This is a genomic window from Acinetobacter sp. YH12155 (assembly GCF_013418255.1).
Classification (GTDB): Bacteria; Pseudomonadota; Gammaproteobacteria; order Pseudomonadales; family Moraxellaceae; genus Acinetobacter; species Acinetobacter indicus.
On record NZ_VPCK01000002.1, the window covers coordinates 36,986 to 63,835 of the forward strand.

General features: G+C 46.0%; 21 protein-coding genes. 4 read left to right on the forward strand and 17 right to left on the reverse strand.

The window, feature by feature from the left end; all coding sequences use genetic code 11:
* The first annotated feature begins 8 nt into the window (after nt 1-8).
* Complete coding sequence (locus FTU86_RS01630) at nt 9-2,117, forward strand: EAL domain-containing protein (protein WP_180036376.1); 2,109 nt, start codon at nt 9-11, stop codon at nt 2,115-2,117.
* 74 nt (nt 2,118-2,191) lie between these two features.
* Here the strand turns inward: FTU86_RS01630 and FTU86_RS01635 are convergent, their stop codons facing one another.
* The 3 genes from FTU86_RS01635 to hppD form a co-directional block, all read right to left on the reverse strand.
* Nucleotides 2,192-3,412 carry an amino acid aminotransferase gene (locus FTU86_RS01635; RefSeq protein ID WP_180036375.1) on the reverse strand — a complete coding sequence of 407 codons (1,221 nt, stop codon included), beginning with the start codon at nt 3,410-3,412 and terminating at the stop codon, nt 2,192-2,194.
* 14 nt (nt 3,413-3,426) lie between these two features.
* On the reverse strand, nt 3,427-4,809 hold the full coding sequence (locus tag FTU86_RS01640) for an amino acid permease (RefSeq protein ID WP_168397687.1): 1,383 nt from the start codon (nt 4,807-4,809) through the stop codon (nt 3,427-3,429).
* Between the two features lie 151 nt (nt 4,810-4,960).
* A complete protein-coding gene (gene hppD, locus FTU86_RS01645; RefSeq protein ID WP_016658083.1) occupies nt 4,961-6,019 on the reverse strand; it encodes a 4-hydroxyphenylpyruvate dioxygenase in 1,059 nt (352 codons plus the stop codon).
* Nucleotides 6,020-6,893: 874 nt separating this feature from the next.
* On the opposite strand from hppD, the gene FTU86_RS01650 reads away from it, so the two are divergent.
* Together FTU86_RS01650 and FTU86_RS01655 are read left to right on the forward strand one after the other, a co-directional pair.
* Nucleotides 6,894-7,949 (forward strand): 3-deoxy-7-phosphoheptulonate synthase, encoded by a 1,056-nt coding sequence (locus FTU86_RS01650; RefSeq protein WP_104470163.1) that lies wholly within the window; start codon nt 6,894-6,896, stop codon nt 7,947-7,949.
* A gap of 253 nt (nt 7,950-8,202) precedes the next feature.
* The gene (locus FTU86_RS01655; RefSeq protein ID WP_045794791.1) at nt 8,203-9,396 is read left to right on the forward strand and encodes a PilT/PilU family type 4a pilus ATPase; all 1,194 of its coding nucleotides are present in this window, start codon (nt 8,203-8,205) and stop codon (nt 9,394-9,396) included.
* A 58-nt stretch (nt 9,397-9,454) separates the two neighbouring features.
* Here FTU86_RS01655 and FTU86_RS01660 read toward each other — a convergent pair whose 3' ends face one another.
* The 13 genes from FTU86_RS01660 to plsB all read right to left on the reverse strand — a co-directional run bounded on the left by FTU86_RS01660 (nt 9,455) and on the right by plsB (nt 24,489).
* Nucleotides 9,455-10,636: an MFS transporter gene (locus FTU86_RS01660; protein WP_104488898.1), complete on the reverse strand. Its 1,182-nt coding sequence runs from the start codon at nt 10,634-10,636 to the stop codon at nt 9,455-9,457.
* Between the two features lie 254 nt (nt 10,637-10,890).
* Complete coding sequence (gene gcvH, locus FTU86_RS01665) at nt 10,891-11,265, reverse strand: glycine cleavage system protein GcvH (RefSeq protein ID WP_005178176.1); 375 nt, start codon at nt 11,263-11,265, stop codon at nt 10,891-10,893.
* Between the two features lie 68 nt (nt 11,266-11,333).
* Nucleotides 11,334-12,362 (reverse strand): AraC family transcriptional regulator, encoded by a 1,029-nt coding sequence (locus tag FTU86_RS01670; protein ID WP_005178175.1) that lies wholly within the window; start codon nt 12,360-12,362, stop codon nt 11,334-11,336.
* Nucleotides 12,363-12,465: 103 nt separating this feature from the next.
* Nucleotides 12,466-12,915 carry a MaoC family dehydratase gene (locus tag FTU86_RS01675; protein ID WP_180036374.1) on the reverse strand — a complete coding sequence of 150 codons (450 nt, stop codon included), beginning with the start codon at nt 12,913-12,915 and terminating at the stop codon, nt 12,466-12,468.
* A 1-nt stretch (nt 12,916) separates the two neighbouring features.
* Nucleotides 12,917-14,770: an ABC transporter ATP-binding protein gene (locus tag FTU86_RS01680; protein ID WP_005178171.1), complete on the reverse strand. Its 1,854-nt coding sequence runs from the start codon at nt 14,768-14,770 to the stop codon at nt 12,917-12,919.
* Between the two features lie 279 nt (nt 14,771-15,049).
* Complete coding sequence (locus tag FTU86_RS01685; RefSeq protein ID WP_075166578.1) at nt 15,050-15,412, reverse strand: NirD/YgiW/YdeI family stress tolerance protein; 363 nt, start codon at nt 15,410-15,412, stop codon at nt 15,050-15,052.
* A gap of 204 nt (nt 15,413-15,616) precedes the next feature.
* Nucleotides 15,617-16,855 carry a mechanosensitive ion channel family protein gene (locus FTU86_RS01690; RefSeq protein WP_016658089.1) on the reverse strand — a complete coding sequence of 413 codons (1,239 nt, stop codon included), beginning with the start codon at nt 16,853-16,855 and terminating at the stop codon, nt 15,617-15,619.
* Between the two features lie 178 nt (nt 16,856-17,033).
* Nucleotides 17,034-17,567 (reverse strand): DUF2058 domain-containing protein, encoded by a 534-nt coding sequence (locus tag FTU86_RS01695; RefSeq protein WP_016658090.1) that lies wholly within the window; start codon nt 17,565-17,567, stop codon nt 17,034-17,036.
* 15 nt (nt 17,568-17,582) lie between these two features.
* Nucleotides 17,583-18,257 carry a YoaK family protein gene (locus FTU86_RS01700; RefSeq protein ID WP_005178167.1) on the reverse strand — a complete coding sequence of 225 codons (675 nt, stop codon included), beginning with the start codon at nt 18,255-18,257 and terminating at the stop codon, nt 17,583-17,585.
* 35 nt (nt 18,258-18,292) lie between these two features.
* Nucleotides 18,293-19,486, reverse strand: a complete 1,194-nt coding sequence (gene sstT / locus FTU86_RS01705; protein WP_180048401.1) for a serine/threonine transporter SstT — start codon at nt 19,484-19,486, stop codon at nt 18,293-18,295.
* Between the two features lie 230 nt (nt 19,487-19,716).
* Complete coding sequence (locus FTU86_RS01710) at nt 19,717-21,441, reverse strand: SulP family inorganic anion transporter (RefSeq protein ID WP_180048402.1); 1,725 nt, start codon at nt 21,439-21,441, stop codon at nt 19,717-19,719.
* Nucleotides 21,442-21,514: 73 nt separating this feature from the next.
* Nucleotides 21,515-21,832: a helix-turn-helix transcriptional regulator gene (locus FTU86_RS01715; protein ID WP_005178157.1), complete on the reverse strand. Its 318-nt coding sequence runs from the start codon at nt 21,830-21,832 to the stop codon at nt 21,515-21,517.
* 161 nt (nt 21,833-21,993) lie between these two features.
* Entirely contained in the window at nt 21,994-24,489 is a 2,496-nt protein-coding gene (gene plsB / locus FTU86_RS01720; RefSeq protein WP_104471367.1) for a glycerol-3-phosphate 1-O-acyltransferase PlsB, read from the reverse strand.
* Nucleotides 24,490-24,787: 298 nt separating this feature from the next.
* Between plsB and cysK the strand changes: the two genes are divergently transcribed.
* Nucleotides 24,788-25,786, forward strand: coding sequence for a cysteine synthase A (gene cysK / locus FTU86_RS01725; RefSeq protein ID WP_180048403.1), 999 nt, complete (start codon nt 24,788-24,790; stop codon nt 25,784-25,786).
* Between the two features lie 54 nt (nt 25,787-25,840).
* Here the strand turns inward: cysK and FTU86_RS01730 are convergent, their stop codons facing one another.
* Nucleotides 25,841-26,848 carry an ABC transporter substrate-binding protein gene (locus FTU86_RS01730; protein WP_180048404.1) on the reverse strand — a complete coding sequence of 336 codons (1,008 nt, stop codon included), beginning with the start codon at nt 26,846-26,848 and terminating at the stop codon, nt 25,841-25,843.
* Nucleotides 26,849-26,850 lie beyond the last annotated feature (2 nt).

The window sequence follows — 26,850 nt, forward strand, 5'->3', positions numbered from 1 at the left end:
AATGCGATATGAGTCATATTAATCTGCTTGAGGTATTAAAAGACAAGTCCAAACAGGTCACGCCTAAACTTGAGAAATCTCCTTTTCAGAAAGACTTTATTCGCGCCATTGAAATGATGCCACAACTGATTTGGGTTAGTTCAGCCGGACATCATCTATATAATTCTAATTTTAAACAGTATCTTGCTTCAGATGAGCAAAGCCTGACTGCTCAAAGCTGGCTGAATGCCATTCACCCGGAAGATGCCGAGCATCTGTGTTTTTTATGGGAAAGTGCGCAAAAAAGTGGTCAGAGTTTTGAAAAAGAATGCCGGATTCGGGATCGCCAGCAGCGCTATCACTGGTTTTTGTTAATTGCCCGAAATTCGCAGCAGCTCGAGGGTTGTGACCAGTGGATGATCAGCTGTACCAATATTCATGACAGTGCAGTGAAATATAGGGAAACCAAAGATACCTTACGTGCCCACACCCATATGCTGGATGTCAGTGTTGACTGTATCAAGATTGTCAAACCGGATGGCTCGCTGTCGCATATGAACCGTTCAGGTTGCCAGGCGTTGCTGGGCAAAGAGCGGGAAAAGAATTTCGGCATGAAATGGCTTGACCTGTTACCACCCGAAGCTCGTGAAAAAGGTCAGCAGGCCATTCGTGAGGCGATTAAAGGCAAAAATTCCCGTTTCCCGGGTATGAGCATTAATCAGGATGAAGTGAAATACTGGGACAATATGCTGATCCCAATGCTGAACGAACACGGCGAAACCACCAGTATTTTATGTGTGTCGCGTGATGTGACCTTGCAAAAAATTGCCGAAGATAAATTAAGACTCAGCAGTGAAGTCGATGATCTGACCAAGCTGATTAACCGCCGAACTTTCCGGAAAAAAACCAAACAGGCAATTCAGGTCGCCAAAGAAACCCGCACATTGGTTGGGGTCATGCTGATTGACCTGGATCATTTTAAAAATATTAACGATACCCTGGGCCATCAGGCCGGCGATCATTTATTAAAAGTATTGTCCAAACGCTTTCAAAAATATATTTCAGAACAGGTCAGTATTGCGCGCCTGGGTGGTGATGAGTTTGCCGTGGTGGTGCATTCGGTTGAAAATGAACAGCAGCTGATTGAACTGGCCAAGAAGTTTGCCAAACTGCTGGATGCACCCATTACTTATAGCGGCCGGGTCATTAACTGCGGCATGAGCATTGGCTGTTCGATGTATCCCAAAGATGCCAGAGAAATTCCCGAACTGATGAAATGTGCCGATACCGCGCTGAATGACCTGAAAGCCGGTGGCCGCGGTGGCATCCGCATGTTTGATCATTCTATGCTGGCGGCGGTCCAGAGCAAGGCAGAGCAGTTGCAGACTGCACGCATGATTATTCGTGAACAGCGGATTGTACCGTTTTATCAGCCGAAAGTGTGTATTGAAACCGGTGAGCTGATTGGCTTTGAGGCTTTATTACGCTGGCAGGATGCACAGCAGCGTTACCGTTATCCGAAAGAGCTGCTAGAAGCCTTTAGCGATTATGAGCTGACTACAAAAATCAGTGAATTGATGCAGCAGGCCATTTTTAGTGATTTGCAAAGCTGGATCAAACAGGGCTTACAGACGGTGCCGGTGTCAATTAATGCCTCGCCGGTGGAATTGATGCGCGATAACTACGCAGAAGTGCTGTTAAAACGGATGCAGCATTATCAGATTCCGGCACAATTAATTGAAATTGAAATTACCGAGCAATCACTGGCCGAGCGTGGCTCTGAATGTGTGATTCGTACCATCCATAAACTGAAACAGGCCGGTATTCGCATTTCGCTGGATGATTTTGGCACCGGACATTCCTCCTTAACCCATTTACGTGATTATCCGGTAGATAGCCTGAAAATTGACTGTGATTTCGTCAACCGCATCAATAGTGATAAATCAATTCAGGCCATTGTCGAAGCGATTATCAAGTTAGGGCCGGTTTTGTCCTTGGATATTATTGCCGAAGGCATTGAAACCAAGGAGCAGTTTGAAACCCTGAAACAGTTTGGCTGCCATTTTGGTCAGGGCTATTTATTTAGCAATGCTGTCAATCAGCATGAAGCCAAGCAGATGTTAAAAGCCGCTTTATAATCTTCAAATTTCTACGATATAAAAATATAAAAACGGGCACATGGCCCGTTTTTTATTTGCGAGGGAACAGAGGTTTAAGCAGTGAGTGCAGTATCGCTATGTTGTAATACCTGTGCCATGGCATGTGCCACTGCATCAACATTGTTCTGGTTGAGTCCTGCCACACACATCCGGCCACTACGCACCAGATAAATACCAAACTCCTGCTTGAGCTGATCGACTTGGGCTGCACTCAAGCCAGTATAGCTGAACATGCCGCGCTGCCGGGTCAGATAGTCAAAATATTGCCCCGGTAAGGCAAGTTTGAGCTGCTGTTTTAAACGCTCACGCATCTGTTGAATGCGCTCACGCATTTCGGTCAGTTCGTCCTGCCAGCTTTGGTACAGCGTCGGCGTGTGTAACACATGCTGAATCAGCATCGCGCCGGTAGTCGGCGGGCTGGAATAAATCCGGCGTACGGTGGCTTTCAGCTGGCCTAACACGCTTTGGGCGGTGGTGGCATCATCACAGACCGCACTTAAGCTGCCAACCCGTTCGCCATATAAAGAGAAAATTTTGGAAAATGAATGGCTGACCAGAAAATTCAGGCCGGCCCTGTCCATCGCCCGGATGGCATAAGCATCTGCGTGAAAATCTTCGGCGAAGCCCTGATAGGCCATATCCAAGAGCGGAATTAGCTGCTTCTGCGCCAGTAGCTCAATCAGCTGATCCCACTGCGCTGGCAATAAGTCGGCACCGGTCGGGTTATGACAGCAGGGATGCAGCAGAACAATACTTTGCGCCGGCAGCTGTTGCAGGCAATCCAGCATGGCAGCAAAGTTCACCTGACCGCTATGCGGATCAAAATACGGATATTCATGACAGCGAATGCCGGCACCCTGGAAAATCGCAATATGGTTATCCCAGGTCGGGCGGCTGACCCATAATTCAGAGGCCGGGAAATAGCGTTTTAAGAAATCTGCCGCCACTTTTAGCGCGCCCGAACCACCCAGCGTTTGTAAGGTCACTACACGACCGGCCTGACAAGCCGGACTATCTTCGCCAAAAATTAGTGCTTGGACGGCGCTGTTATAAGCCGGCATACCTTGCATTGGCAGGTACAGTTTGACCTTCTGCTGCTCGGCATTTAGGTCCTGATAAGCCTGCTGGATGGCACGCAACTGCGGAACCTGCTGGGCCTCGTTATAATACAGCCCGATACTGAGATTAACTTTATGCGGACGCGGATCATGCTGGAATTCTTCCATCAGGGACAGAATCGGATCGCCGGCATAGGTATCGACATGTTGAAACATACAATCTTCCTGAATTAATAGCTTTTGGCTTTGATGAGCGCAGGATCGCGCGCCAGTTTTTTCTGTTTAAGGTAATAGGCCAGCGATAACAGGCCAATCCATACCGGCAGCAGGCCGACCGCAATACGCATTGATGGGGTCTGGCTCATAATCACCAAGATACCGAGCATAAAGGCAATACACAGGTAATTGGTAAACGGATAGGCAATACTTGGGAACAGGGTTTGCTGTTGCTGCGCCAGCATCTGACGTTTAAATTTCAGATGGGTATAGGAAATCACCACCCAGTTAATCACAATGGCTGCCACCACCAGCATCATCAACAGGCTGAATGCCGTTTCGGGGAACAGGTAATTCAGCAGCACACAGAGCAGGGTGAAAAAGGCCGAAACCATCACCGCATTTACCGGAATACCGCGTGTATTGATTTTGCTTAAAAACTTCGGCGCATTGCCTTGTTCCGCAAGACCTAAAAGCATACGGCTGGTACAGTAGTTGGTGCTGTTATAGACCGACACCGCAGCAGTCAAGATCACGAAATTCAATACTGTGGCAACGCCTTGACTGCCTAAGGAGTCAAACATCATCACGAACGGGCTGCCGCCTTGTGCCATCTGGTTCCATGGATATAAGGCCAGAATAATCAGCAGGGTTAAAATGTAGAATAATAAAACCCGGTATACGATCTGATTGACCGCTTTCGGTAAGGTCTTTTTCGGGTTGTCAGTTTCTGCTGCGGCAATACCGACCAGCTCAATACCGCCAAAGGCAAACATGATCATGGCCATTGCCATCACCAGGCCCATCACACCATTGGGGAAAAAGCCGCCAAGTTCCCATAAATTGCTTAAATGCGCCTGCGGACCGCCGTTACCGGACGCCAGCAGATAGCTACCAAACGCAATCATGGCCACAATCGCCAGCACTTTAATAATCGCCAGCCAGAATTCCATTTCGCCAAACAGTTTGACATGCAGCAGGTTAATCACATTAATAAAAATAAAGAAGCCCAGTGCTGAGACCCAGGTCGGAATCTCCGGCCACCAGTAATGGATATACAGGCCAATGGCACTCAGTTCGGCCATACATACCAGCACATTCAGTACCCAGTAATTCCAGCCCGACATAAAGCCGGCAAACTTGCCCCAGTATTTATAGGCAAAATGACTAAAAGAACCGCTGACCGGTTCTTCGACAATCATTTCACCCAGTTGACGCATCATTAAAAATGCAATCAGGCCGGCAATGGCATAACCCAGAATGACCGACGGGCCAGCCAGTTTAATGGTTTGGGAGATGCCGAGGAATAATCCGGTGCCAATTGAGCCACCGAGGGCAATGAGCTGAATATGCCGGTTGCTCAAACCCTTATGTAGTTTGCCATCATGTTGTTGCATCTTTTATCATCCATGTAAAATCGACATCACTGTGTTGTTATTGTTTTGGCGCAGGTGATGTGATTGCTGAAATTTAAACATGCGTCACCCCTGACACATGCCAAATCGCATGTGCAAGAGCGGCGTTGTGGGGATTTAGAACACCTGAAAATCAGGCAGAGACGTCAAGCACGCCACGTTTAATCTGGTCGCGCTCAATCGATTCGAACAGGGCTTTGAAGTTTCCTTCGCCAAAGCCATCATCTGCTTTACGTTGAATAAATTCGAAGAACACCGGGCCAATCATATTTTCCGAGAAAATCTGTAGCAGCAGGCGTTTTTCACCATCTTTGGTATTGCCATCCAGCAAAATGCCACGCTGTTGCAGCTCTGCAGTCGGTTCGCCATGTTCCGGTAAACGTTCTGCCAGCATTTCATAATAGGTTGCCGGCGGTGGAGTCATAAACTTGGCGCCCAAGGCCTTGAGCTTGTCCCAGGTCGCTAGCAGGTCATCGGTTGAGAAGGCAATATGCTGAATGCCTTCGCCGTTAAATTCCGACAGGAACTCGGCAATTTGTCCGTTACCTTTGTCCGAGTCTTCATTCAGTGGAATACGGATTTTGCCATCTGGTGCAGTCAGCGCTTTTGAGGTCAGGCCGGTGTATTCACCTTTAATATCAAAGTAGCGGATTTCCTGGAAATTAAAGATTTTTTCATAGAAATTGGCCCAGTACTGCATCCGGCCTTTGTAGACATTATGGGTTAAATGGTCAATTTCTTTTAAACCAGTACCCACCGGGCGCGGATCAACACCTTCAAAGAACTCGAAATCCTGCTGATAAATATCGCAGTCGACCAGAAAGATTGGTGAGCCACCAATGCCTTTAATCGCTGGAATATTCAGTTCCATAGGACCAATCACGTTTTTGATTGGTTCGGCACCGAGTTCGAGCGCTTTCTGATAGGCACGGGTTGCATTTTTGGTCTTAAAGCCCATGGCACAGGCCGATGGACCATGTTCATTAAAGAAATACGATGCATAGGATTCTGGCTGATAGTTCAGAATGATATTGATGTCGCCCTGACGCCATAAGTAGACATTTTTGGATTTGTGCTTAGCCACTTGGGTAAAACCGAGCGTTTGAAAAACTGAATCCAGAGCGCCATTTTCCGAGACAAACTCAATAAATTCAAATCCGCATAGCTCTAAAGGGTTAGCTAAGTTGTGCATGTTCCATCCTCATGTATGGTGAGCAATCCAATTGCTTCACTTGTTGTTTTTGCAGGAATTTCCTGAAATCAGGGAGTTCCAGATGAAAATATCTTAGCAAGAGTTAATCTTTGTTCAATACGTAATATGATTACGCATTTCGTAACTTATAACTCAAATCAGGCTTAATGATAAATTAAAGTAATGATATTTATAAAATATTGTTTTGTGTTTTATTGGTGAATAGGAAGAAATATAATTGTAACTTTTTGTAAATGATGGTGGGTGGGCTATGATTTTTAATGAATTAGTTAATGATTTTAAAAGGTTTTTAATGGTGGTGTTTTGACTGTAAATATCCAATAGAAGGTAATTTTAATGCGGATAATTTTTTATCCAAAAGTAATTTGAGTCTTTCGACGTGATTTAACCCGGAAGATAGGAGATCAATTGGAGGAAAGCTGTGTTTTGCTAAATGTGAAAGGAAATCCGGAAGAATGCTAAAAAACATCCAGAAAACTATTGTCAAAGCTGGAAATAGCGCGTATTTTATTTTTCAGACACATACTTTTTTGAAGAAATAAAGATGTTAAAGCAACCTGTAATCTCAAACGCATACTATTACTTCTGGCAGTTTAGATAATTGCCTGAACGCGTTCGGGCAAAATAAGGTTGCCCACCAGTTGATACCTGATCGGCAACCCTGATCAGGTTTTTTTATATCTTGAATTTAATCAATCTTTTGGAGATTCTCATGCGTACATTTAACTATTCATACTTTAGCAACTTTTATTGGTTTTACTTTAGTCAAGCTATGACCAACCTGACCTGTATTAGACCCATATCGCTCAAATAAAAGTTCGGACTGTCAAACCACAGTCCAAAGGAAGAATCAATGAACGCTTTAAATACTGCATTACAACAATCTTCAGCCAAAGAAACAATTTTAAGCTTACCTTATCAGCTCAAGGCACAATTGCCGCTTTCTGGCGCGCTGGCACAGCAAATTGCCGAGCAGCGTCAAACCATTCAGAATATTCTTAACGGTATCGATTCACGTTTGCTGGTGATTACCGGCCCATGCTCCATCCATGATCCTGCGGCAGCACTGGAATACGCACAAAAATTACAACAACTGCAAAGCCAGGTGGCAGACCAGATTTTCCTGGTAATGCGCGCCTATATCGAAAAACCGCGCACCACGGTTGGCTGGAAAGGCTTCTTATACGATCCAGAATTAAACGGTTCATCCAATATGCAATTGGGACTGGAAAAGTCACGTGAACTGTACTTGCAAATTATTGAAATGGGGCTGCCTATTGCCTCGGAAATTCTAAGCCCGATGGCAACGGCCTACTTTGACGATTTACTGGCCTGGGGTGCGATTGGCGCGCGTACCAGTGAATCTCAGATTCACCGTGAAATTTCTAGCCACATGCCGTACAGCATTGGCTTCAAAAATGGTACCGATGGTTCGGTACAAATTGCTTTAGACGCAATTCAATCGGCTTCACATCCGCATCAGTTCTTAGGCATGAGCCAGCAAGGTTTACCGTGTATTTTAGAATCACAGGGCAACCCGAAAGCACATCTGATTTTACGTGGCGCCAATATTGGCCCGAACTACCAGCTGGCTGAAATTGAAAAAATCAAAGCCAAAGTCAAAGGCGAGATGCCAGCGCTGGTGATTGATTGCAGTCATGGCAACAGCAGTAAAAATCCGTTATTACAACCAGAGGTGTTAAAAACCATTGTGGCAGAGCGTGCACAGACTCAGGTTCGCGGTGTCATGCTGGAAAGTCATCTGGTCGATGGACAACAGAAAATCTCGGATCAGATGACCTATGGCCAGTCCGTGACCGATGGCTGTTTAGGCTGGAACAAGACTGAACAGTTACTGTTTCAGGTCGCACAAGAACTGGTCTTACGACCGTTAAAACGTAGTGCTTAAACTGCAATTGTATTGAATGAATAGCCCCTGAACCTCAGGGGCTTATTTTTTATCAGCACCTTAAAATTAAAATAGAAAAGTTTGATGAAATTGGCAGATTATCTTGAATTTTTTGAATAAGTTGAAATTTTTATTGATTGTGAAATCAGGATGATTGATGCAATATCGACAACATGCTCAGCGCTGCCAATCGGTTGAATACCGGCGCGTTGGGGTCAAAAATGATGACAGAACAGATAGTGAATAATTGATGATGTACAGTGCAGAATTACTCGAAGATGCGCGTAAATTTATGTTTCATATGCTCAGCAAAGTGGTTGAGTTTGGGGGATCAGATTTATTTATTACCGCAGATTTTCCACCGAGCATTAAACATCAGGGCATGATGAAAGCGCTGGGACAACAGGCGCTGACTGCAGAAAAAACCAAGCTGTTTGCCTACAGCCTCATGAATGAAAAACAGCGTAGCGAGTTTGAAACTGATCTGGAATGCAACTTTGCCATTAGTGTGCCGGAGGTATCGCGTTTTCGGGTCAATGTGTTTCAACAGCAGCTGCATGTCGGGATGGTGATTCGAACCATTAGCGCGGAAATTCCAAACTTTAGCCAGCTGAAACTGCCGGAATCGCTGAAGCATATTATTATGGAAAAGCGTGGTCTGGTGCTGGTGGTGGGGGGAACCGGTTCAGGTAAATCGACCTCTTTGGCGGCGATGATTGATCATCGTAATGAAAATTCAGCCGGGCATATTATTACCGTGGAAGACCCGGTGGAATATGTGCACAAGCATAAGAAGTCAATGATTACCCATCGCGAAGTCGGGGTCGACAGCCATTCCTGGCACAATGCGCTGAAAAATACCTTGCGTCAGGCACCGGATGTAATTTTAATTGGCGAGATTCGTGATACCGAAACCATGGAACACGCGATTGCCTTTGCCGAAACCGGGCATTTATGTTTGGGCACCTTGCATGCCAATAACGCCAACCAGACGCTGGACAGGATTATCAACTTTTTCCCGGAAGAACGCCGTAACCAGCTGCTGATGGATCTGTCATCCAATATGAAGGCCATTATTTCCCAGCGTCTGGTGCGTACCGAAGATGGTAAAGGGCGCCGTGCGGCAGTCGAGATTATGCTGAATACGCCGCTGATTTCTGAACTGATTTTAAAAGGCCAGTTCCATGAGTTAAAGTCGATTATGGGCAAATCGCGTGAACTGGGCATGCAGACGTTTGATCAGGCTTTATTTGATCTGTATAACGAAGGTGCAATTTCCTATGAAGAAGCAATTCGTAATGCCGACTCGATGAATGAATTGCGCTTACAGATCAAGCTGAAAAGTAACCGGCCAAGCGAAGCTTCGGCAGCTATGAGCTTTAGCATGCTGGAAGAACCAAAACCGGAAGATGAAGATACGGAATCTGCTCCTCAACAGAGTGCTTAAGCTGCAATTTATCTAGTATCGCTTTAAAAAAACGCCCAAATTGGGCGTTTTTTTTAATTTAAGCGGTGGCTGGGCGATTAACCACAAATTTATAAAAGACCAGACTCGACAACACCACCCCGGCACAGACCAGATAGGTGATGCTATAGCCTTGCCAGCTAATCAGTAAGCCGACCAGCAGCGAACCGAGGGCAATGCCAATATCGTAGCAGGTGAAGAAAGTTGAGGTGGCATGGCCAATCCGCGATTTAGGCGCGCGCTGAATCGCCAAGGTTTGTAAACATGGTTGCAAGGTGCCGAATCCCATCCCAATAAAGATCGCAGAGACCATAAAACTGACCACACCCTGCATCTGGCTGAGCAATGCCAGACCTGCGGCAAACATTAAGATTGAAGGATAAATCACATAGCGCGGACCATAACGGTCATAAATTTTCCCGGTAATCGGGCGCAGGCTCATCATGGAAATAGCAAACACAATAAAGAACATGCTAGCATAACTGAGCAGGTCTTTTTCTTCGGCATAGGTGGAAATAAAAGACATGATGCTGGCATAGGAAAAGGCCACCAGCATCGCCATCACTGAAACTGTTAAAGCCTTTTTCTCCATAAAGTCATGCAGCGATAGCTTACGGCGAACAGTTGCAGCAGTATCGGTTTTTTCTGGCTCACGTAGCGGAATCATAAAACAGAAGGCAAAGCCCAGGCTGATAATCACCGCCAGCACAGTCGCGATAATGCTATAGGACCAGGTCTGGATTAAGGAAATACCCAGCAAAGGTCCGAGGACAATCCCTAAATTCACCGACATGACAAAATAGCCCATGCCTTCGCCTTTACGTTGCTCCGGAATAAAGTCATTGGCAATTGGCACAGTAACGGTGGTTAAAATACTGAACCAGATACCATGAATAAAACGGATGATCAGCAGCAGGGTCAGGTTGTCAGCAAAAATATAGGCAAAAGACAGCAGGCAGAACATGCTTTCGGACAGGAACAAGGTCTTTTTACGGCCCAGCTTTTCAATAATCAACCCGCTAAATGGCCGAACCAGAATAGAAGATACCATAAACAGGGTCATGGCCAGACCGGCCTGTGCCAGTGAACCGTTCAGCTCATTCAGGATATAAATTGGCAAAATGGTGGTCTGGGCAAAATAGAAAATAAACAGAAACAGGTTATTGGAAAAACACAGAAGAAAAGGTTTGTTCCATAAAGGCTGTGACGCGGTATTTGACATATTAAACCTTTGTGCTGGGATCAATAGGGCATTTGTTGTTGTGCTGATCTGCCGCTATTGGTACATGGGAGAGACAAGGCTATCTTAAATTATTTTGTGGTAAAAATATAGTATTGCTATAATTTATGTAAATTTTAATGTTATTTAATAAATTTAATTAATAAAATTATCTTATTGTGATAATTATATTCATTTAATAGGGTTTTGAGCTAAAAAAATCAGCCCGTAGGCTGATCTTCTTGTAAGATTATTTTTTATAAGCCGGCTTCATATTCGCTGCTTGAAAGCAGTTTTTCGACATCGGCCAGGTTGTCTGGCTTGATTTTATAAATCCAGCCTTTGCCATACGGCTCATCATTCACAAAATCCGGGTCATCTTCCAGCGCCGGGTTAATTTCAACCACTGTGCCGGATACTGGCGCGTGAATGTCAGACGCAGTTTTTACGGATTCCACCACGCCGGCCTGTTCACCTGCGGTTACTTGCTGGCCCACTTCAGGTGCTTCGACATAGACCAGATCGCCCAGTGCATCTTGAGCATGATCAGAAATACCTGTAACAACAAGATCACCTTCAATGCGTACCCATTCGTGTGTACGTGCATATTTCAGTTCTGAAGGGTGATTCATGATGACTCCTTAACTATTTAAATCATTTTTGGCATGTTTATACATGCTTTTGCAGAAAAACAAAAGTTTTATAAATACGGATCTTTACGCCAGTTGCTTGGACTGCGGCCACTCCAGCGCTTAAAGGCGCGGCTAAAATTGGCGACATCGCTATAGCCCAGTTCATCGGCAATCTGTTCCAGGGTGTAATCGGTACGTGACAGCAGCGAGGTGGCATGCCGGTAACGGACTTCATCAACCAGGGTAGAAAAAGAGGTACCTTCGGCTGCCAGCTGGCGTTTCAGGGTGCGATCTGACATATGCAGCTGGTCGGCGACATGCTCGATACTTAAATAATGCTGTTCGGAATTGGTCAGAATATCGCGCACGCGCATCGACAGGCGGCGCCGTTCACCCAAGGCAGAAAGTTCGGCTTCGCACTGGTTAATGGCAATCTGGCTGGCAATAGGATCGGCATGAATCATTTTCAGCCCCAAATACTGCTTGTCAAAACTCAAGATCAGATAGGGCTGGTCAAAACGGAAACTGTGATTCGGGAATTTGGCTGCATATTTTTCAAAGCCCAGCGGTTCCGGGAAATCAAAATCGACTTCACCAGAAAGATGCTCCATGCCGGTAATGGCTTTGGCCATGGTGATCATGCCAATAATCAGTGCAATCGCAATTTCGGTTCTGAGCGGTTCCAGATCAATTTCACCTTGCAGCTGCAGGGTGGCTTTTTCACCAAAGGTAGAGAAAAACAGCTGTAAAAAGGGCATCCGCAGCTGAATAAAGCGGTTGGCCAGCATTAAAGCATCACTAATATCATTGGCAGTCATAATCGCATAGCCGATAAAGCCATGAATCGAGATGCGCATTTGCGTGCCTAAATGATAGCCCAGCGTCGATTCACCGGTGAGATACAGCGCATGTTTGACCATGTCATTGGCCATGCTGGTCGGAATCCGAAAGTCAGGATCGGCCAGTTGTTCAGTGGTCAGATGGAAGGGAGCAAAAAAGGTTTCAGCGTTATATCCCCAACGGGAAACAACATCCAGAATAAGTAAGCCATAAACACCAGGAACACCCTGATCCTGACGCGGTAAAAGTGTTTTCATGCACGGTCCATTGCACTAATGAGTATTATTTTTTAAATTTGCTTGCCTATATTGGCATGAAAAAAACCGGAAAACTAGAAAAATTGTTTGACAAAATGACTGCTTAGGCCACCTGTGCATCCCGCCGGAACACCACAATTTTGGTGGTCGAAATCAGTAAAACTTCACCATGCTGGTTTAAGGCCTGTGTCACATAACTGACCAGACCACGGTCCAGCTTGGTTTTTGATGGACTGATGGCGGTAATTTCAACATCAACATGAATCAGGTCACCCGGACGGGTCGGACGCGGCCAGCGCAGACTGGATTCTGAACCAATCAGGCCATGTGCCACCGGAAAACATTCGGTCCATAAACGCATGGTTACCGCGGCAGTATGCCAGCCACTGGCGGCAATGCCTTGAAATACCGGATGCTGCGCGGCTTGCTGCACATCGGTATGGAAAATTTGTGGGTCATACAGGTGGGCAAACTGCTGAATTTCGTCTAAAGTCATTTCGTAGTCACGACTGACAAAGTGATCACCCACCTTCAAATCTTCCAGATACAACATATCAGGTTCCTTGTTTTTGCTTTAATTGTTGTTGCTCAATCAGAAAGCCACCAGTTTGGCGTTGCCACAGCTGAGCGTAAATTCCGTTCAGTGCCACCAGTTCATCATGCGTGCCTTGTTCGGCAATCTGACCCTGATCCAGCACAATCAGGCGATCCATCTGCGCAATGGTCGATAAACGGTGAGCAATCGCAATAACGGTTTTACCTTGCATCAGTTCATCCAGACTGGACTGAATTGCGGCTTCAACTTCAGAATCCAGCGCACTGGTGGCTTCATCCAGAATTAAAATGGGCGCATCTTTTAAGAATACCCGGGCAATCGCAATCCGCTGACGTTGTCCGCCCGACAGTTTCACGCCGCGTTCACCCACATAGGCTTCATAACCGCGTTTGCCACGTAAATCGGTCAGCTGCGGAATAAATTCTTCAGCCTTGGCTTTGGCCACTGCAGCATACATCTCTTCATCGCTGGCATCAGGGCGGCCATATTTAATATTTTCAGCCACGGTACGATGCAGCAGCGACGTGTCCTGTGTTACCAGCGCGATATTCTTACGCAGGCTGTCCTGGGTGACATCGACAATATCCTGACCATCAATCAGAATCCGGCCCTGATTAATCTGATAAAAATGCAGTAACAGCTGGATGAGGGTCGATTTCCCGGCACCGGAACGTCCGACAATCCCGATTTTTTCACCCGGACGGATGGTCAGGTTAAACTGCTCAATTACGTTTTTGTCATTATAGGCAAAGCTGACATTTTCAAATTTGATTTCACCTTGCGCGACATTCAAGGTTTTGGCATCCGGTTTATCTTCAATTGTGATCGGGCGGCCGAGGGTTTTCATCCCGTCTTGAATGGTACCGACATTTTCAAACAGCGCCGAGGTTTGCCACATCATAAATTCAGCAATGCTGTTCAGCTTGAGAATCATGGCGGTGGTGGCGGCAATAATGCCGAGTTCTGCCTGGCCATTCATCCATAACCACAGCGCCGTACCCAGCACACCGACATACAGCACAACCGTCAGCAGGTTAATGCTGATTTCATACTGTGCGCCCAAACGCATCTGCTTATAGACCGTGACCATAAATTCCTGCATGGATTCTTTGGCATACTGGCTTTCGCGGCCGGCATGGGCAAACAGTTTCACGGTCTGGATGTTGGTATAGGCATCGGTCACGCGGCCGGTCATGACGGCGCGGGCATCAGCCTGGCTATTGGAGATTCTGCTTAAACGTGGAATAAAATAACTGGCTGCGGCAATAAACAGGCCCAGCCATACCAGCAACGGGATAATCAGCATAGGTGAAATGGCGCCTAACACCACGCTGATGGTAATAAAGTAAATCACCACATAGGCCAGCATATCGCCCAGAATAATCCAGAATTCTCGTACCGCCAGCGCTGTTTGCATGACTTTGGCCGATAGCCGCCCGGCAAAATCATTATGGAAAAAATCCAGACTTTGACGCAGCAGTAAGTTGTGAAAACGCCAGCGCAGGCGCATCGGGAAATTACTATATAAAATCTGATGTTTGATAATGGATTGCAAACTAGCAAAGAAAATATTGGCCAGCAGGATAAAAGTCAGAATAGTCAGATTGGTTTGATGTTCGGCCAGAAAGGTATCTGGCTGACTTTGACTGAGCCAGTTCACCAGCTCGCCAATTTTGGCATAGAGCAGGGCTTCAAAACTTGCCGCACCTGCGGTACACAGCACCAATAGCAATAAGTACGGACGAACACCGCGCGCGGCCTGCCAGACAAAAGGAAAAAAACGGGTAGGTAGTGGTTTATTTAAACCTTTGGTGGGGTATGGATTAACCAGGCTCTCGAACCACTTAAACATACACAATGTCCTTTTGAGCAAGCAGATTGATGATCATCATTGGTATCGGCCATGCGGCTTGTACAGACGAAGAGCATGTTCTATTCAATGCGCTACTGATCACGATTACCGCTTGCGAGATAAACAACAGATTTATTGCCAAGAATACCCAGTTTAAAAGAAAAGTAAAACTTTTCAGGGCGGTGCTGCTTTAAAATCAGGCAGATAAATAAGGCTTTGCAGTTGAAAGAAACCTCATATTTTTTTGCGAGCTTCGATCAGAAAATATCTGCCTGAAACTTACAGAATTTCAATCTCGACTACATCAATATCGGTTGGTTTATAACGGTGTGTATCCACTTCACCGACCACCCGGACTTTTTTACCCGGATTCAGCAATTGCGCCGGTGTCGCCAGATCATGATCAATTTCGACATGGATGATGCCGGTCTGATCCTGAAGCTGGTACATTTCATCTTTAATATGTTTATGAATAGTGCCATACACCGTAACTGGTGTTTCATCTGCGGCTTTCAGTGCCTGCGCAGTGGTCATAATATTTTTTGCTGCTTGCGCAATAATTTTCTGGTCATCATCCGCAAAGGCAGGAGCTGAAAGTGCAAGCAGAACACTGGCGAAGATTAACGGCATTTTAATTTTCATGCAGGATGTACCTCTTTCTTTTATAAGCTTAATTTCAGTATACGTAAAAACAGCGTGCTGCAATGCTGTGTCATTGTAAACATCAGCGGGCAGTGTTTAGGTAAGAAAGAACAGGGAAATGAGTCTGATACATTCGAAAGGGAAGATGAAAAAGAAAACCCACCAAGCGGTGGGTTCTCATGTGTTTAGTTTCAGTCTAAAAACTTAAGATGCTTTAAACGACTCTTTAAAATCGGTTCCAGATGGCGCCTGATACACCTGTAAACCAAACTCCGGAATAATTGCCAGTAAATGATCCATAATATCTGACTGGATATTTTCATACTCTTTCCAGACCGTGGTATTGGTAAAAGCATAAATCTCCAGTGGTAAGCCTTCGCTGGTCGGTTGTAGCTGACGTACCATCAGGGACTGGTTTTTGCTAATGCCCGGATGCTGCTGAAGATAAAACTCAACATAGGCACGGAATGTCCCCAGATTGGTCAGACGACGATGATTGTACTGAGCATGGTTGTTTAGCTGCTGGTTAAACTTCTCCAGTTCTTCCGCTTTGGTATTTAAATACTGATCCAGCAAAATAAACTCTTTCAGCTTGGCCTGTTCCTCAGCGCTCATGAAATGCACGCTGCTCTGATCAATATGAATCGAACGTTTAATCCGGCGTGCACCGGCTTCCTGCATACCGCGCCAGTTTTTAAAGGTGTCAGTAATTAATTTGTTGGTCGGAATGGTGGTAATGGTCTTGTCAAAGTTCTGTACTGTGACGGTATGTAATGACATATCAATGACATCACCATCGGCATTTAAAGATGGCATTTCAATCCAGTCCCCTAAACGCACCATGTCATAAGAGGCAATCTGTACCGAAGCCACCAGCGATAAAATCGTATTCTGGAACACCAGCATCAGCACCGCAGCCATGGCACCAAAACCGGCCAGCAAGGTGAATACATCTTTTTTCAGGAAAGTGCCCAGAATCATCAGACCGCAGACAATAAAGATAATCAGCTTGACCAGCTGCAAATAGCCCTTGATTGGTTTATTGCGTGACTTGGGATTGCGCTGGTAAATCAGGTTAAAGATATTCAGCAATTCGCCAATGGCCAGGGCAATGGTCAGGAAGATAAAGGCCTGCGCACCCATCTGTACAAAGGTGATGGCTTTATCGGACAAATGTGGAACGGTGGTAATCCCGTTCATGATTACGATCGCCGGTACAATATTGGCAATACGGCGGATGACGCTGTGTTCGGCAATAATTTCGTTGTGGGCAAAAGGAAGTTTGGAGATAAGCTTGCGAATGCCACGTACCACCACCTGCTTGGCAATAAAATTGGCAATAATTGCCAATAAAATCACAATACTGAGAGATGACAGCATTTCTAGCCATGGGTATTGATCTATCCAGTCTTGCAGATTCTGGATGACGTCAAACTGTTCCAAGTGATCCTCGCTTAATTCATTTTAAAAATGTGATAGAGTTTAAAGGTTTATGTTTAAATTTATAACCTCTAATAAAATTTTTATACATATCCTGTGCATCTGCTTACGTTTAATCGGCTCTGAATCACATGAAACGGCCCATAAAAAAACCGGCCCAAGCCGGTTTTCTTTGTAGTGCTTACCACATCAGGTCATCAGGAATGACATAAGCAGCATACGGATCTTCTTCATCGGTGGTATCCGCGTTGCTTTGTGAATTATTCACCAGAATAAAGCCTTCCATTTTCTGGTTAATACGCTCCGCCAACGCTTTTGGCAAGAAGGCATAAGCTTCATTTTCCTTGGCAATCACCAGACTTCCGGCCACCAGTGCATTATAAATCTGCTGGTTGATGTAGACTTTTTTAATGGTGCCATCAATAAACTGATACACGCTGTCGCCATCGGTGTCGCGGATTTTATGCTGGTTGATCATTTGCATGATGGCGGCTTTTAGCTCTTTTTCCTGCAAGGCGGCTTTTTTCTCTTGTTCCAGCGCCTGATCACGGGCCATTTTCTGCTGTTTGTCCTGCTCGATTTTGGCTTTTACTTCAGCATCTTTACTCACACCTGTGCGCTGCTCATGTACTGCCTGTTTAGACAGTTTTTTAGCCTTTTTATTATCGACTAACCCTGCTTTGAGTAACTGTGCCTGTAATGCATTTTTGACCATGAGAAAATGTCCGAACTATTTCTGAAAATGTCGATAACGAAAATAAATCACCCAGTACACCAGACTTAAGCTAAAGCTTAAAGCCACCGGCACCAGGAAAGAGTTTAATTGTAATAAAGGATAAACCGCTGTCGCAACCAGACCGCCAATAAAGAAGCCAATTAAAATCAGCAGGTGCAAAATCACCCGGCGTTTGCCAACATGCAGGCCACGCACGCGATAGCCCAAGGCCAGACCCAAATCGGTCAATACCCCGGATAAATGCGTGGTCCGGATGATGGTGCCTTTGTAATAGCTGATCATGGCGTTTTGAACGCCCATCGCTACACAGGCCCAGAGCAATGCATAACGCGGGAAATACGGCAGTAAAATCCAGCACAGCAGAATAAAAATAGCCACTAAACTCAGCGGCAGCCCATAACGGCGTCCGAGGAGAAAGTGGCTATTTCCCAAGATAAGTCCACTATAAAATGAACCAATCACATAACAGACAACGACCAGAAACAGATAAATTACCTGTGACCATTGCCAGTCCAAAAGTGCCATTGCCAGCATGCTGACATTACCGGTCATGTGGGAAACGGACTGGTGCAACACAGTCACCAGTCCTAGAACATTAATGATTCCTGCATTCACAGAAAGAAAAAATGCACCCAGCTGAACCCAGAGCGGTAATTTTTGAAATGGCATAATTCATTGATTAATCAACAGACGTAGTGCATATATTAACGCAAACTACGATCAACTGCGGCAGTAAATAATACATCGGTAGATGAGTTTAGTGCAGTTTCAGTTGAATCTTGCAACACGCTAATCACCATACCAATGGCCACCACTTGCATGGCGATGTCCGATGAAATTCCGAACAGGCCACATGCCACCGGAATCAGCAGCAATGAACCACCGGCCACACCTGATGCACCACAAGCCGAAACTGTTGCGACCACGGATAAAATCAGCATGGTGCTAAAGTCAACCTGAATGCCTAAAGTATTCACCGCCGCCAGTGACAGCACAGTAATGGTTACAGAAGCACCAGCCATGTTAATCGCAGCACCCAATGGAATGGCGACACTGGCAGTTGATTCCTGTACGCCTAAACGTTTGGCCAAATCAAGGTTCACCGGAATGTTAGCGGCAGAGCTGCGGGTAAAGAAGGCGGTAATACCACTTTCACGTAAACATTTGAATACCAGTGGATACGGATTGGAACGGGTGACAAAGCCCACCATCATCGGGTTAATCACCAGCGCCACAAAAATCATGGTACCAATCAGCACAGTTAATAATTGTGCATAGCTAACCAGCGTACTCATACCCGATTCGGCAAAAGTCACCGCCACCAGACCGAAAATACCAAACGGCGCAAAGTTAATGACCAGACGGATCACTTTATTCACAGCATCTGCAGCATCGGTCAGGAAGGCTTTGGTATTGTCTGTTGCATGACGGAAGGCCACACCTAGAGCCACAGCCCAGGCCAGAATACCAATAAAGTTGGCTTCACTAATTGCTGTTACCGGGTTAGCCACAAAACTTAATAGCAGATTCTTTAAAATCTCAGCCAGACTGCCCGGTGGTTGCATGTCGGTATTGGCCGGAATATCCAGGAACAGCGTGCTTGGGAACAGGCTGCTGGCAATTACTGCAGCCAGGGCAGCCAGGAACATACCTGCGGCATACATCAGCATAATCGGGCGGATATGCGCACTATGGCCAACTTTGAAATTGGCAATAGAGGATAACACCAGGACAAACACCAGAATCGGTGCCACGGATTTAAGCGCTTTAATGAATAAATCGCCGAGCAGGCTTAAGTAGGGCGCAAATTGTGGAAAAGCCACCGCAACTATCACACCTAAAATGATAGCGATCAGAATTCGAGTGACTAAGCTCAAGCGCAGATATGCTGAGAACATAGGAAGGCCTTGTCTGAATTACGGACAATATAGGGAAAAATTAGCGATGTATTTTATACCGAAAATTTAAATAGCTTACAAAAAAAATTCATATAAAAATCAAATGGCTGTTTTTAAATAGAATATTCGAAAAATTAAGCTATGCAAAAGTCATGATTTTTTCATATTTTTATGCTTATGCCTGCTTTTTAGGGCGAATAATTGCCTGAAAAGCAGGCAGTGCCGGCATTTTAGGTGATGTCCGGACTCAGCTCGCGAATGGCCTGATAATGGGTCAGGAAAATTTTACCGCTTAAATGATTCAGTAATTTAGAGCGTTGCAGTTTGTCCATGACCGGGCCTTTAACTTCGGAAAAATGCAGCTGGATGTTCAGTTTTCTCAGTTCATTGTCCAGATCTTCCAGCATTTCCAGCGCACTTAAATCAATGGCACTAATACTGGAACCGTTAATTACCACATGCTCCAGTTCCGGTTTCTGGCTGACTGCATTAATCAGGAAACCTTTTAAGGTATTGGAGTTTAAAAAGGTCAGGTCTTCATCAATCCGGATCGACAGCACTTTGGCCGAGGTGATGACCTGATGACGCTGGATATTACGGAAATGCTGGGTGCCTTCGACCAGTCCAATTTCGGCAATATGCGGCCGGCTAATACGCCACAGCAGCAGAATAAAGGTTGAAACAATCCCGATAATCAGCCCGGTAGAAATATCAATAAATAACACGCCGAAGAAGGTAATCCACATCGCCAGACCATCAGCCTTGGAATAACGCCAAGTGTCGATAAACGGTTTTAGCTCGACCAGTTTCCAGATTGACACAATAATGGTTGCCGCCAGTACAGTCAGTGGCAGATCACGGAAAAAACCGGTGAAATACAGACTGACCAGCACAATAAACAAAGATGACAGCACGCCAGCCATAGAGGTTTTGGCGCCAGCATCGGCATTGACCACGGTACGTGATAGGCTGCCGGTCACCGGAAAGGCTGAACTGAGGCCGGCCCCAATATTGGCTGCACCCAAGGCAATGAGTTCCTGATTGCTATTCAGCTGGCTACGTTGCTGCAAGGCGGTGGCTTGGGCAATGGATAATGACTCCACAAAGCTGATCATGGCAATCATCGCGGCGCCGGGTAACAGTTGCAGTACCAGCTCCATATTCCAGAACGGCATCGACAGCGCCGGGAAACCGGAAGGAATTTCACCGACAGTTTTAATGCCGACCTGTTGCAGATTGAAGAAATAGACCAGGGCAATGGAGACCACCACCAGCACCAGCGGTAAAGATTTAATAATAAATCCGCTGGCCCCGAGGCGCTGTTTGACTGCTTCCAGATTAAAAAACTTCGGCATGAAGACCAAAAACAGAATGGATGCGATACCAAAGATCAGGCTTTCCCAATGCATCAGGCCGATATATTCAAAGACACTCAGCACAAATTCTGGAATATTGTTGGCTTGTAACGGCACATTAAACAGAAACTTTAACTGGCCCAGTGCAATCAGCAGTGCCGAAGCAATAATAAAGCTTTTAATAACCGGATGGCTGATCAGCTGGATCAGGAAGCCAAAGCGCAGCATACCGAGCAATAGGGAAATGACCCCAACCATCAGCGCCAGCAGACAGGCGGCTTGAATATACACCGGAGAGCCGACTTCAAATAAGGGATTTAAAGTGGCAAAGGTCATCATGGAGATGATGGCCACCGGGCCAATCGAAAGCGTAGGACTGCTGCCGAAAAAGGCATAGATGATCATCGGCAGTACACTGGCATACAGTCCCATCACCGGTGGAAGACCAGCCAGCATGGCATAAGCCATACCTTGCGGCACCAGCATCGCAATGACAATTAGCGAGGCCAGCAGGTCAGATTTCAGGGTCACGGTATTATAATGTTTTAACCATTGCCAGGCGGGTAAACGATCGAGCAGGCGTGACTTAAAATCTGACATATAAAAATCTAAATCATAAATTTAGATATATTATGCATAAAAAATGCTAAGAAATCTGCCTATGCAAAATTTATTAAAGTGGGGTAGCCGGGCAATACAGTCGATAGAGTGTGCTGAGAACTTCAACCAGTTTCGGATCTTTAATGGTGTAATAAATCTGTTTACCGTCTCGGCGGGTGTTCACCACATCACTTTTACGCAGCATCATCAGCTGTTGCGATAAGGTTGGCTGGCGAATTTGAGTAATTTCCTCAATTTGCGATACATTCAACTCTTGTTGGGAAAGATGGCAAAGAATCAATAGACGGTCGGTATTGGCAAGCGATTTTAAAATCGTTACGACAGTTTCAGCAGAATCACGCATTACGTCTATTTCAAGACCATCACTCATAGTTAATTTCTCTAAAACACGTTGCTGCTAGTATAGAGCGAGTCGGGGCAAAGCGCTGAATAAAAGCGCCAAAACCCCATTGTTTTTTGTGAATAAATATATCAAATTAACTGATAAGATCGTGTGATTAGTATCACAATAATATCTGAGAATCTGATACTTTATTTTTTACTATACTCTTTAAACTGTTTGATTTCTTTCTCAGAGAACAGCAGCTTATCTGCAATCTGCTGTTGCAGCTCAGGGGCATACCAGCCCAGATAATCTGATATTTCTGTATCAAATTGTGGTTTCAGTTGTAACTGCTGACCTTGCATCTCCAGCAGTCCAAGCTGTTGTAAACTGCCCATAAAGCTCTTTAACGTGGCACTGTCGAAGTAATAACCGCTGTTTAAATTGCCTGACTCTGCCAGCCGTTTAAATACGGTTTTGGCCATTTTTTCCAGCGCTTTTAAATCTAACTGATACGGCTCGGCATATTCCTGCAATAATTGGCTAATCAGCACAAAGTTGTTCAGGCTGCTGCGTGCCAGCGTTGCCAGACTATGCATTGGATGTGTTGCTTGGAGTTCAAGCAGCTGAATGTTCTCCGATACCTCAATCCAGCCCAGTTGCTGCATGCTGTCGAGAATACGGTCAATCTGTGCAGGAAGTTCTGTGGCCGACCATTTTAAAAACAGCTCCGATTTCAAGAATGGATATAAGCGGCTGACGTGCTGCTTAAGCTGCGCTGTGGTGATCGCCGGCATATCCTGCACGAGCAGGGCAATCAGTGCCGGTAAGCTTAAGCAGTGCAGAATATTATTGCTAAAGTAGCTGAGTAAAATACGCTGACTCTCGGCCACACGAATCCAGGTCTGGTTATCCTGCTGATAATGCTCAACCTGTTTCAGTTTCAGCGCATATTCAATAATTTCCGGTGCCGACAGCTGGGTGATAATCATGCGATCATCATAATGCGTCGCTTTAAGCAGCTCACGATACTGTTCAATCTGGCGCAGTAAATTATCCTGGCTTAAGGCGTGTTGCGGTGCATTCAGCAAGATGGTGGAAATCAGCGAAATCGGGTTAATGACCACCGCTTTATTGATATTTTCCAGAATCTCCCGTGCTGCCTGATCAACCGTGTTGATGACCGGGCGCGGCAATTCATCATGAATTGAAAGCTGAATCTGATCGGCCTGATTCTGTTGCAGAATATTGTCTAGGAACACCGGTTCGCCGAAGTTGACATAGACCTGGCCAAATACTTTTTCAATTTTCCGCGCCGAGTTCAAAATGCCCCATAACGATTCAGCTTCTTTGGGCTTGCCATTCAGCTCATTTAAATAAGAGGTACCTTCCATCAGCTTTTCATAGCCAAAATAGGTCGGAATAAAGGCAATCGGTTTGGTGGCACCGCGTAAATGGCTTTGCACCGTCATCGACAGCATGCCTTTTTTCGGTGGCAGCAATAAGCCGGTACGGGAACGGCCACCTTCAATAAAATATTCCAGCGGGGTATTGCGCGACAGCAGGCTGTGCAGATATTCCTTAAATACCGATGTATATAGTGCATTACCACTAAAGGTACGGCGAATAAAATAGGCACCGCCACCACGTAAAATTTGCCCAACCACCGGTAAATTCAGGTTAATGCCGGCAGCAATATGCGGCACCATCAGGCCACGGTTAAAAATCACATAGGACAGCAGCAGATAGTCAATATGACTGCGATGACACGGCGTATAGACAATTTCATAGTCTTTGGCCAGTTCACGCACGGTATCGAAATGATGCACTTCAATCCCGTCATAGAGCTGGGTCCAGAGTTTGGTCAGTGCCAGCTCGGCAAAGCGTAAAGTCGAATAGGAAAAGTCCGATACAATTTCGGTCAGATAGCTTTTGGCGCGGTTTTCTGCCTCAAACATGCTGACTTTTTTATCAATACTTTCTTTACGAATCGCCTGTTGCACCGCCTCGGTTTTCATCAGTTTATTGATCAGGTTGCGGCGGTCGGACAGGTCAGGGCCTAAAATGGCTTCTTTATACTGGTTAAAGTTCTGGTCCAGGGTTTGCACCACAAAATGCGCCGGAGAAAAGTTCGGGCGTTCGGTCTGCGCAGTTTCCAGCAAAGCTCTTAACGATACCGGCTTGTGAAACTCAATATAGTTTTCACGGCCATATAAGGAAATATTCAGGGTTTGTTTCAGCTTGTTCGGTTTGGCCCAGGCATCGGCAAACAGCGCTTTAAACCAGGAATCTTCATATTCCGGCGCACGACCCCAGAGCACAGTTACCGGCACTAGCTGCACATCCTGATCCGGATGCTGCTGCAAGGCCTCAATTAGACGAATCAGTCGGGCTGAATAATGATAGCTGTCATGTGGCTGATCCTGCTCATTCAGTGCCAGCATCGAGTTATCTTCATTGTACTGGCCTAAAATCAGCGGTGAAAATACCGAAGGCAGACCACGTGCTTGCGCTTCTTTATCAATCAGTACGGTATTACTTAAAGAAGCGTCTTGCAGTACATAGCAGATACGGGTATGTAGCTGATTCTGCGCCAGATTCTGTTCCAGTTCGCTGGTGCTGCCCAGGACTTGCGGGGTCACAATCTTATCTAGAATTTTTTGCGTCAGGTTACGATAAATTCGGCTGTAACTCTTGTTAGACATTGCATTCCCTAAATATTTTCATGGGCCGGATGGGCTGTTTTTACAGTAGAACCTGAGGCCGGTGGGCTGACACGGTTGTCAGTCAAGATCAAAATTGAACTAAGTTTACAGCGATTTATAGGCTGGACTGAATAGATTTCATGGAGTGATCACCTAATTTAACGAAAAACTGGCCGTATTTGTGTGAAACTTATTCAGTTTTTATTGTAACCAATCTTAGAGAAATCGAATTTTAAAATTTAAAGAAGCCTGTATGATAGAAGGCGAGGTAAATGAAAAAAGACTTAAGGAAAACATGATGACAACAGATGCAGCTTTTACCGCCCCGGACAATTTGGGGATTGCGGTTTATGCCAACAATGCCGAAGCCATTGGCAATACGCCACTGGTGCGCATTAATCGTGTCATTGGCGGGGGAGCCAATGTATTTGCCAAAGTGGAAAGCCGTAATCCGGCATTTTCCGTCAAGTGCCGGATTGGTGCGGCAATGGTGGTCGATGCAGAACAGCGTGGCGCGCTTAAAGCTGGCATGCATATTGTTGAGCCAACCAGCGGCAACACCGGTATTGCGCTGGCTTTTGTAGCAGCAGCCAAAGGTTATCCGATTACTTTAACCATGCCGGCCAGCATGAGTATTGAACGCCGTAAAGTATTAAAAGCGCTGGGCGCCAATCTGGTATTGACCGAACCAGCCAAAGGCATGAAAGGCGCGATTGAAGAAGCCGAGCGTTTGGTGGCGGAGCAACCGGATGTCTACTTCATGCCGCAGCAGTTTGAAAACCCGGCCAACCCGGACATTCATGAAAAAACCACCGGGGTAGAAATCTGGCAAGCCACAGGCGGTCAGGTCGATATTCTGGTTGCCGGCGTGGGCACGGGCGGTACGCTTACCGGTATTTCGCGTTATTTCGAAAAAGTGCAGAACCAGCCGTTGTATTCGGTGGCGGTTGAGCCGGCAGAATCGGCCATTATTGGTCAGGCCAAACGTGGTGAAGCGATTAGCCCGGCACCACACAAAATTCAGGGTATTGGCGCCAACTTTATTCCTAAAAACCTCGATTTAGACCTGGTTGATGAAGTCATTGCCATTCCAAGCCAGGAAGCAATTGATTTTGCGCGTAAGACAGCAACGCAGGAAGGCATTCTGGTTGGAATTTCCAGTGGTGCCGCAATGGCGGCTGCGGCACAGCTGGCTGCACGTCCGGAAAATGCCGGTAAAAATATTGTGGTGATTTTGCCAGATGGTGGCGAGCGCTATTTATCTTCAGTGCTGTTTGAAGATATTTCTGCCGACTAAGTCTGTCGACTGCAAAAATAGCCATAAAAAAGCTCGCCATCGTTGCGGGCTTTTTTATTCGGCGTGACCTGAGGGTAGCGGATAAATACAGCGTTGACTGACCGCAGCACTCTCCACCTCGGGCACATCCAGCGCATCCCATTTCAACATTTGTTCGGTGAGCCAGACAAAATCCTGCGCTTGCGGCTGGGCTGACGATTCATCCACCAAACTGCGAATAATATTCTGAATAAAATAATAGCGTTCGACATGGACCTGTGCGGAACAAGGAAACTGGATGATGCCGGCCTCATTTAGCATTTGCCAGACTGCTTGTACATCTTCCAGCTGGTGCAATTCGGCTTGCGCGCGCTGAATGGCAGAGGTCATGGCATTTAAGGTATTCGGATGCTGGGCGGCCCATTCTGCGGTTACCGCCAGCACTTTATCGGCCACTTGCGGAATAACCTGCTGACCCGAGAGCAATATTTTAGAATAGCCCTGTAATTCGGCCTGGGTATTCCAGGGTTCGCCAACACAAAAGCCATCAATCTGCTGCTGGGAAATCGCTTCGACCATATACGGTGGTGGCAGCGTAATGAGCTGAATATTTTTCGCCAGGATCGGGTCGGCCAAGGCCAGCCATTCTCTTAAACAATAATGATGAATCGAAGTATGAAACACATGCGCCAGCTGTATCGGGCGTTGCTGATGGGCGTTTATCAGTTTTGTGGCGATGTGTGCGGCATCATCTTCCGGCTGGATGCCCAGTTCAAAACACAATGATTGACTCAGGCTAATATAGGCCTGATTGGTACTTAGCACCAGCGGCGTTTGCAGCGGAATCCCCAGCTGGTCGGTGCCGAGTGCTGCCGCCGGTAACATGGCCGACAGGCAATGCGCGGCATCCATAAAACCAAAGGCCAGCCGGTCTCTTAAACTGGCCCAGGACGGTTCTTTTAATAGTTCGACGTTTAGGCCAGCATCGGCAAAAAAGCCACGCTGTTTGGCCCATAAAATGGCGACGCAGTCGAGCAAAGGAATATAGCCAATCTGAAGTTTGGTTTTTTCTAAGTTATGCATGG

Excerpts from the sequence above, each read along its gene's own strand:
- FTU86_RS01650 (WP_104470163.1), top strand. The coding sequence starts at position 6,894 with ATGAACGCTTTAAATACTGCATTACAACAATCTTCAGCCAAAGAAACA.
- FTU86_RS01660 (WP_104488898.1), bottom strand. The coding sequence starts at position 10,636 with ATGTCAAATACCGCGTCACAGCCTTTATGGAACAAACCTTTTCTTCTG.
- cysK (WP_180048403.1), top strand. The coding sequence starts at position 24,788 with ATGACAACAGATGCAGCTTTTACCGCCCCGGACAATTTGGGGATTGCG.
- FTU86_RS01635 (WP_180036375.1), bottom strand. The coding sequence starts at position 3,412 with ATGTTTCAACATGTCGATACCTATGCCGGCGATCCGATTCTGTCCCTG.
- FTU86_RS01715 (WP_005178157.1), bottom strand. The coding sequence starts at position 21,832 with ATGAGTGATGGTCTTGAAATAGACGTAATGCGTGATTCTGCTGAAACT.
- FTU86_RS01640 (WP_168397687.1), bottom strand. The coding sequence starts at position 4,809 with ATGCAACAACATGATGGCAAACTACATAAGGGTTTGAGCAACCGGCAT.
- FTU86_RS01700 (WP_005178167.1), bottom strand. The coding sequence starts at position 18,257 with ATGCCATTTCAAAAATTACCGCTCTGGGTTCAGCTGGGTGCATTTTTT.
- gcvH (WP_005178176.1), bottom strand. The coding sequence starts at position 11,265 with ATGAATCACCCTTCAGAACTGAAATATGCACGTACACACGAATGGGTA.
- plsB (WP_104471367.1), bottom strand. The coding sequence starts at position 24,489 with ATGTCTAACAAGAGTTACAGCCGAATTTATCGTAACCTGACGCAAAAA.
- FTU86_RS01730 (WP_180048404.1), bottom strand. The coding sequence starts at position 26,848 with ATGCATAACTTAGAAAAAACCAAACTTCAGATTGGCTATATTCCTTTG.
- FTU86_RS01655 (WP_045794791.1), top strand. The coding sequence starts at position 8,203 with ATGTACAGTGCAGAATTACTCGAAGATGCGCGTAAATTTATGTTTCAT.
- FTU86_RS01710 (WP_180048402.1), bottom strand. The coding sequence starts at position 21,441 with ATGTCAGATTTTAAGTCACGCCTGCTCGATCGTTTACCCGCCTGGCAA.
- FTU86_RS01695 (WP_016658090.1), bottom strand. The coding sequence starts at position 17,567 with ATGGTCAAAAATGCATTACAGGCACAGTTACTCAAAGCAGGGTTAGTC.
- FTU86_RS01680 (WP_005178171.1), bottom strand. The coding sequence starts at position 14,770 with ATGTTTAAGTGGTTCGAGAGCCTGGTTAATCCATACCCCACCAAAGGT.
- FTU86_RS01670 (WP_005178175.1), bottom strand. The coding sequence starts at position 12,362 with ATGAAAACACTTTTACCGCGTCAGGATCAGGGTGTTCCTGGTGTTTAT.
- FTU86_RS01630 (WP_180036376.1), top strand. The coding sequence starts at position 9 with ATGAGTCATATTAATCTGCTTGAGGTATTAAAAGACAAGTCCAAACAG.
- hppD (WP_016658083.1), bottom strand. The coding sequence starts at position 6,019 with ATGCACAACTTAGCTAACCCTTTAGAGCTATGCGGATTTGAATTTATT.
- FTU86_RS01685 (WP_075166578.1), bottom strand. The coding sequence starts at position 15,412 with ATGAAAATTAAAATGCCGTTAATCTTCGCCAGTGTTCTGCTTGCACTT.
- FTU86_RS01675 (WP_180036374.1), bottom strand. The coding sequence starts at position 12,915 with ATGTTGTATCTGGAAGATTTGAAGGTGGGTGATCACTTTGTCAGTCGT.
- sstT (WP_180048401.1), bottom strand. The coding sequence starts at position 19,486 with ATGTTCTCAGCATATCTGCGCTTGAGCTTAGTCACTCGAATTCTGATC.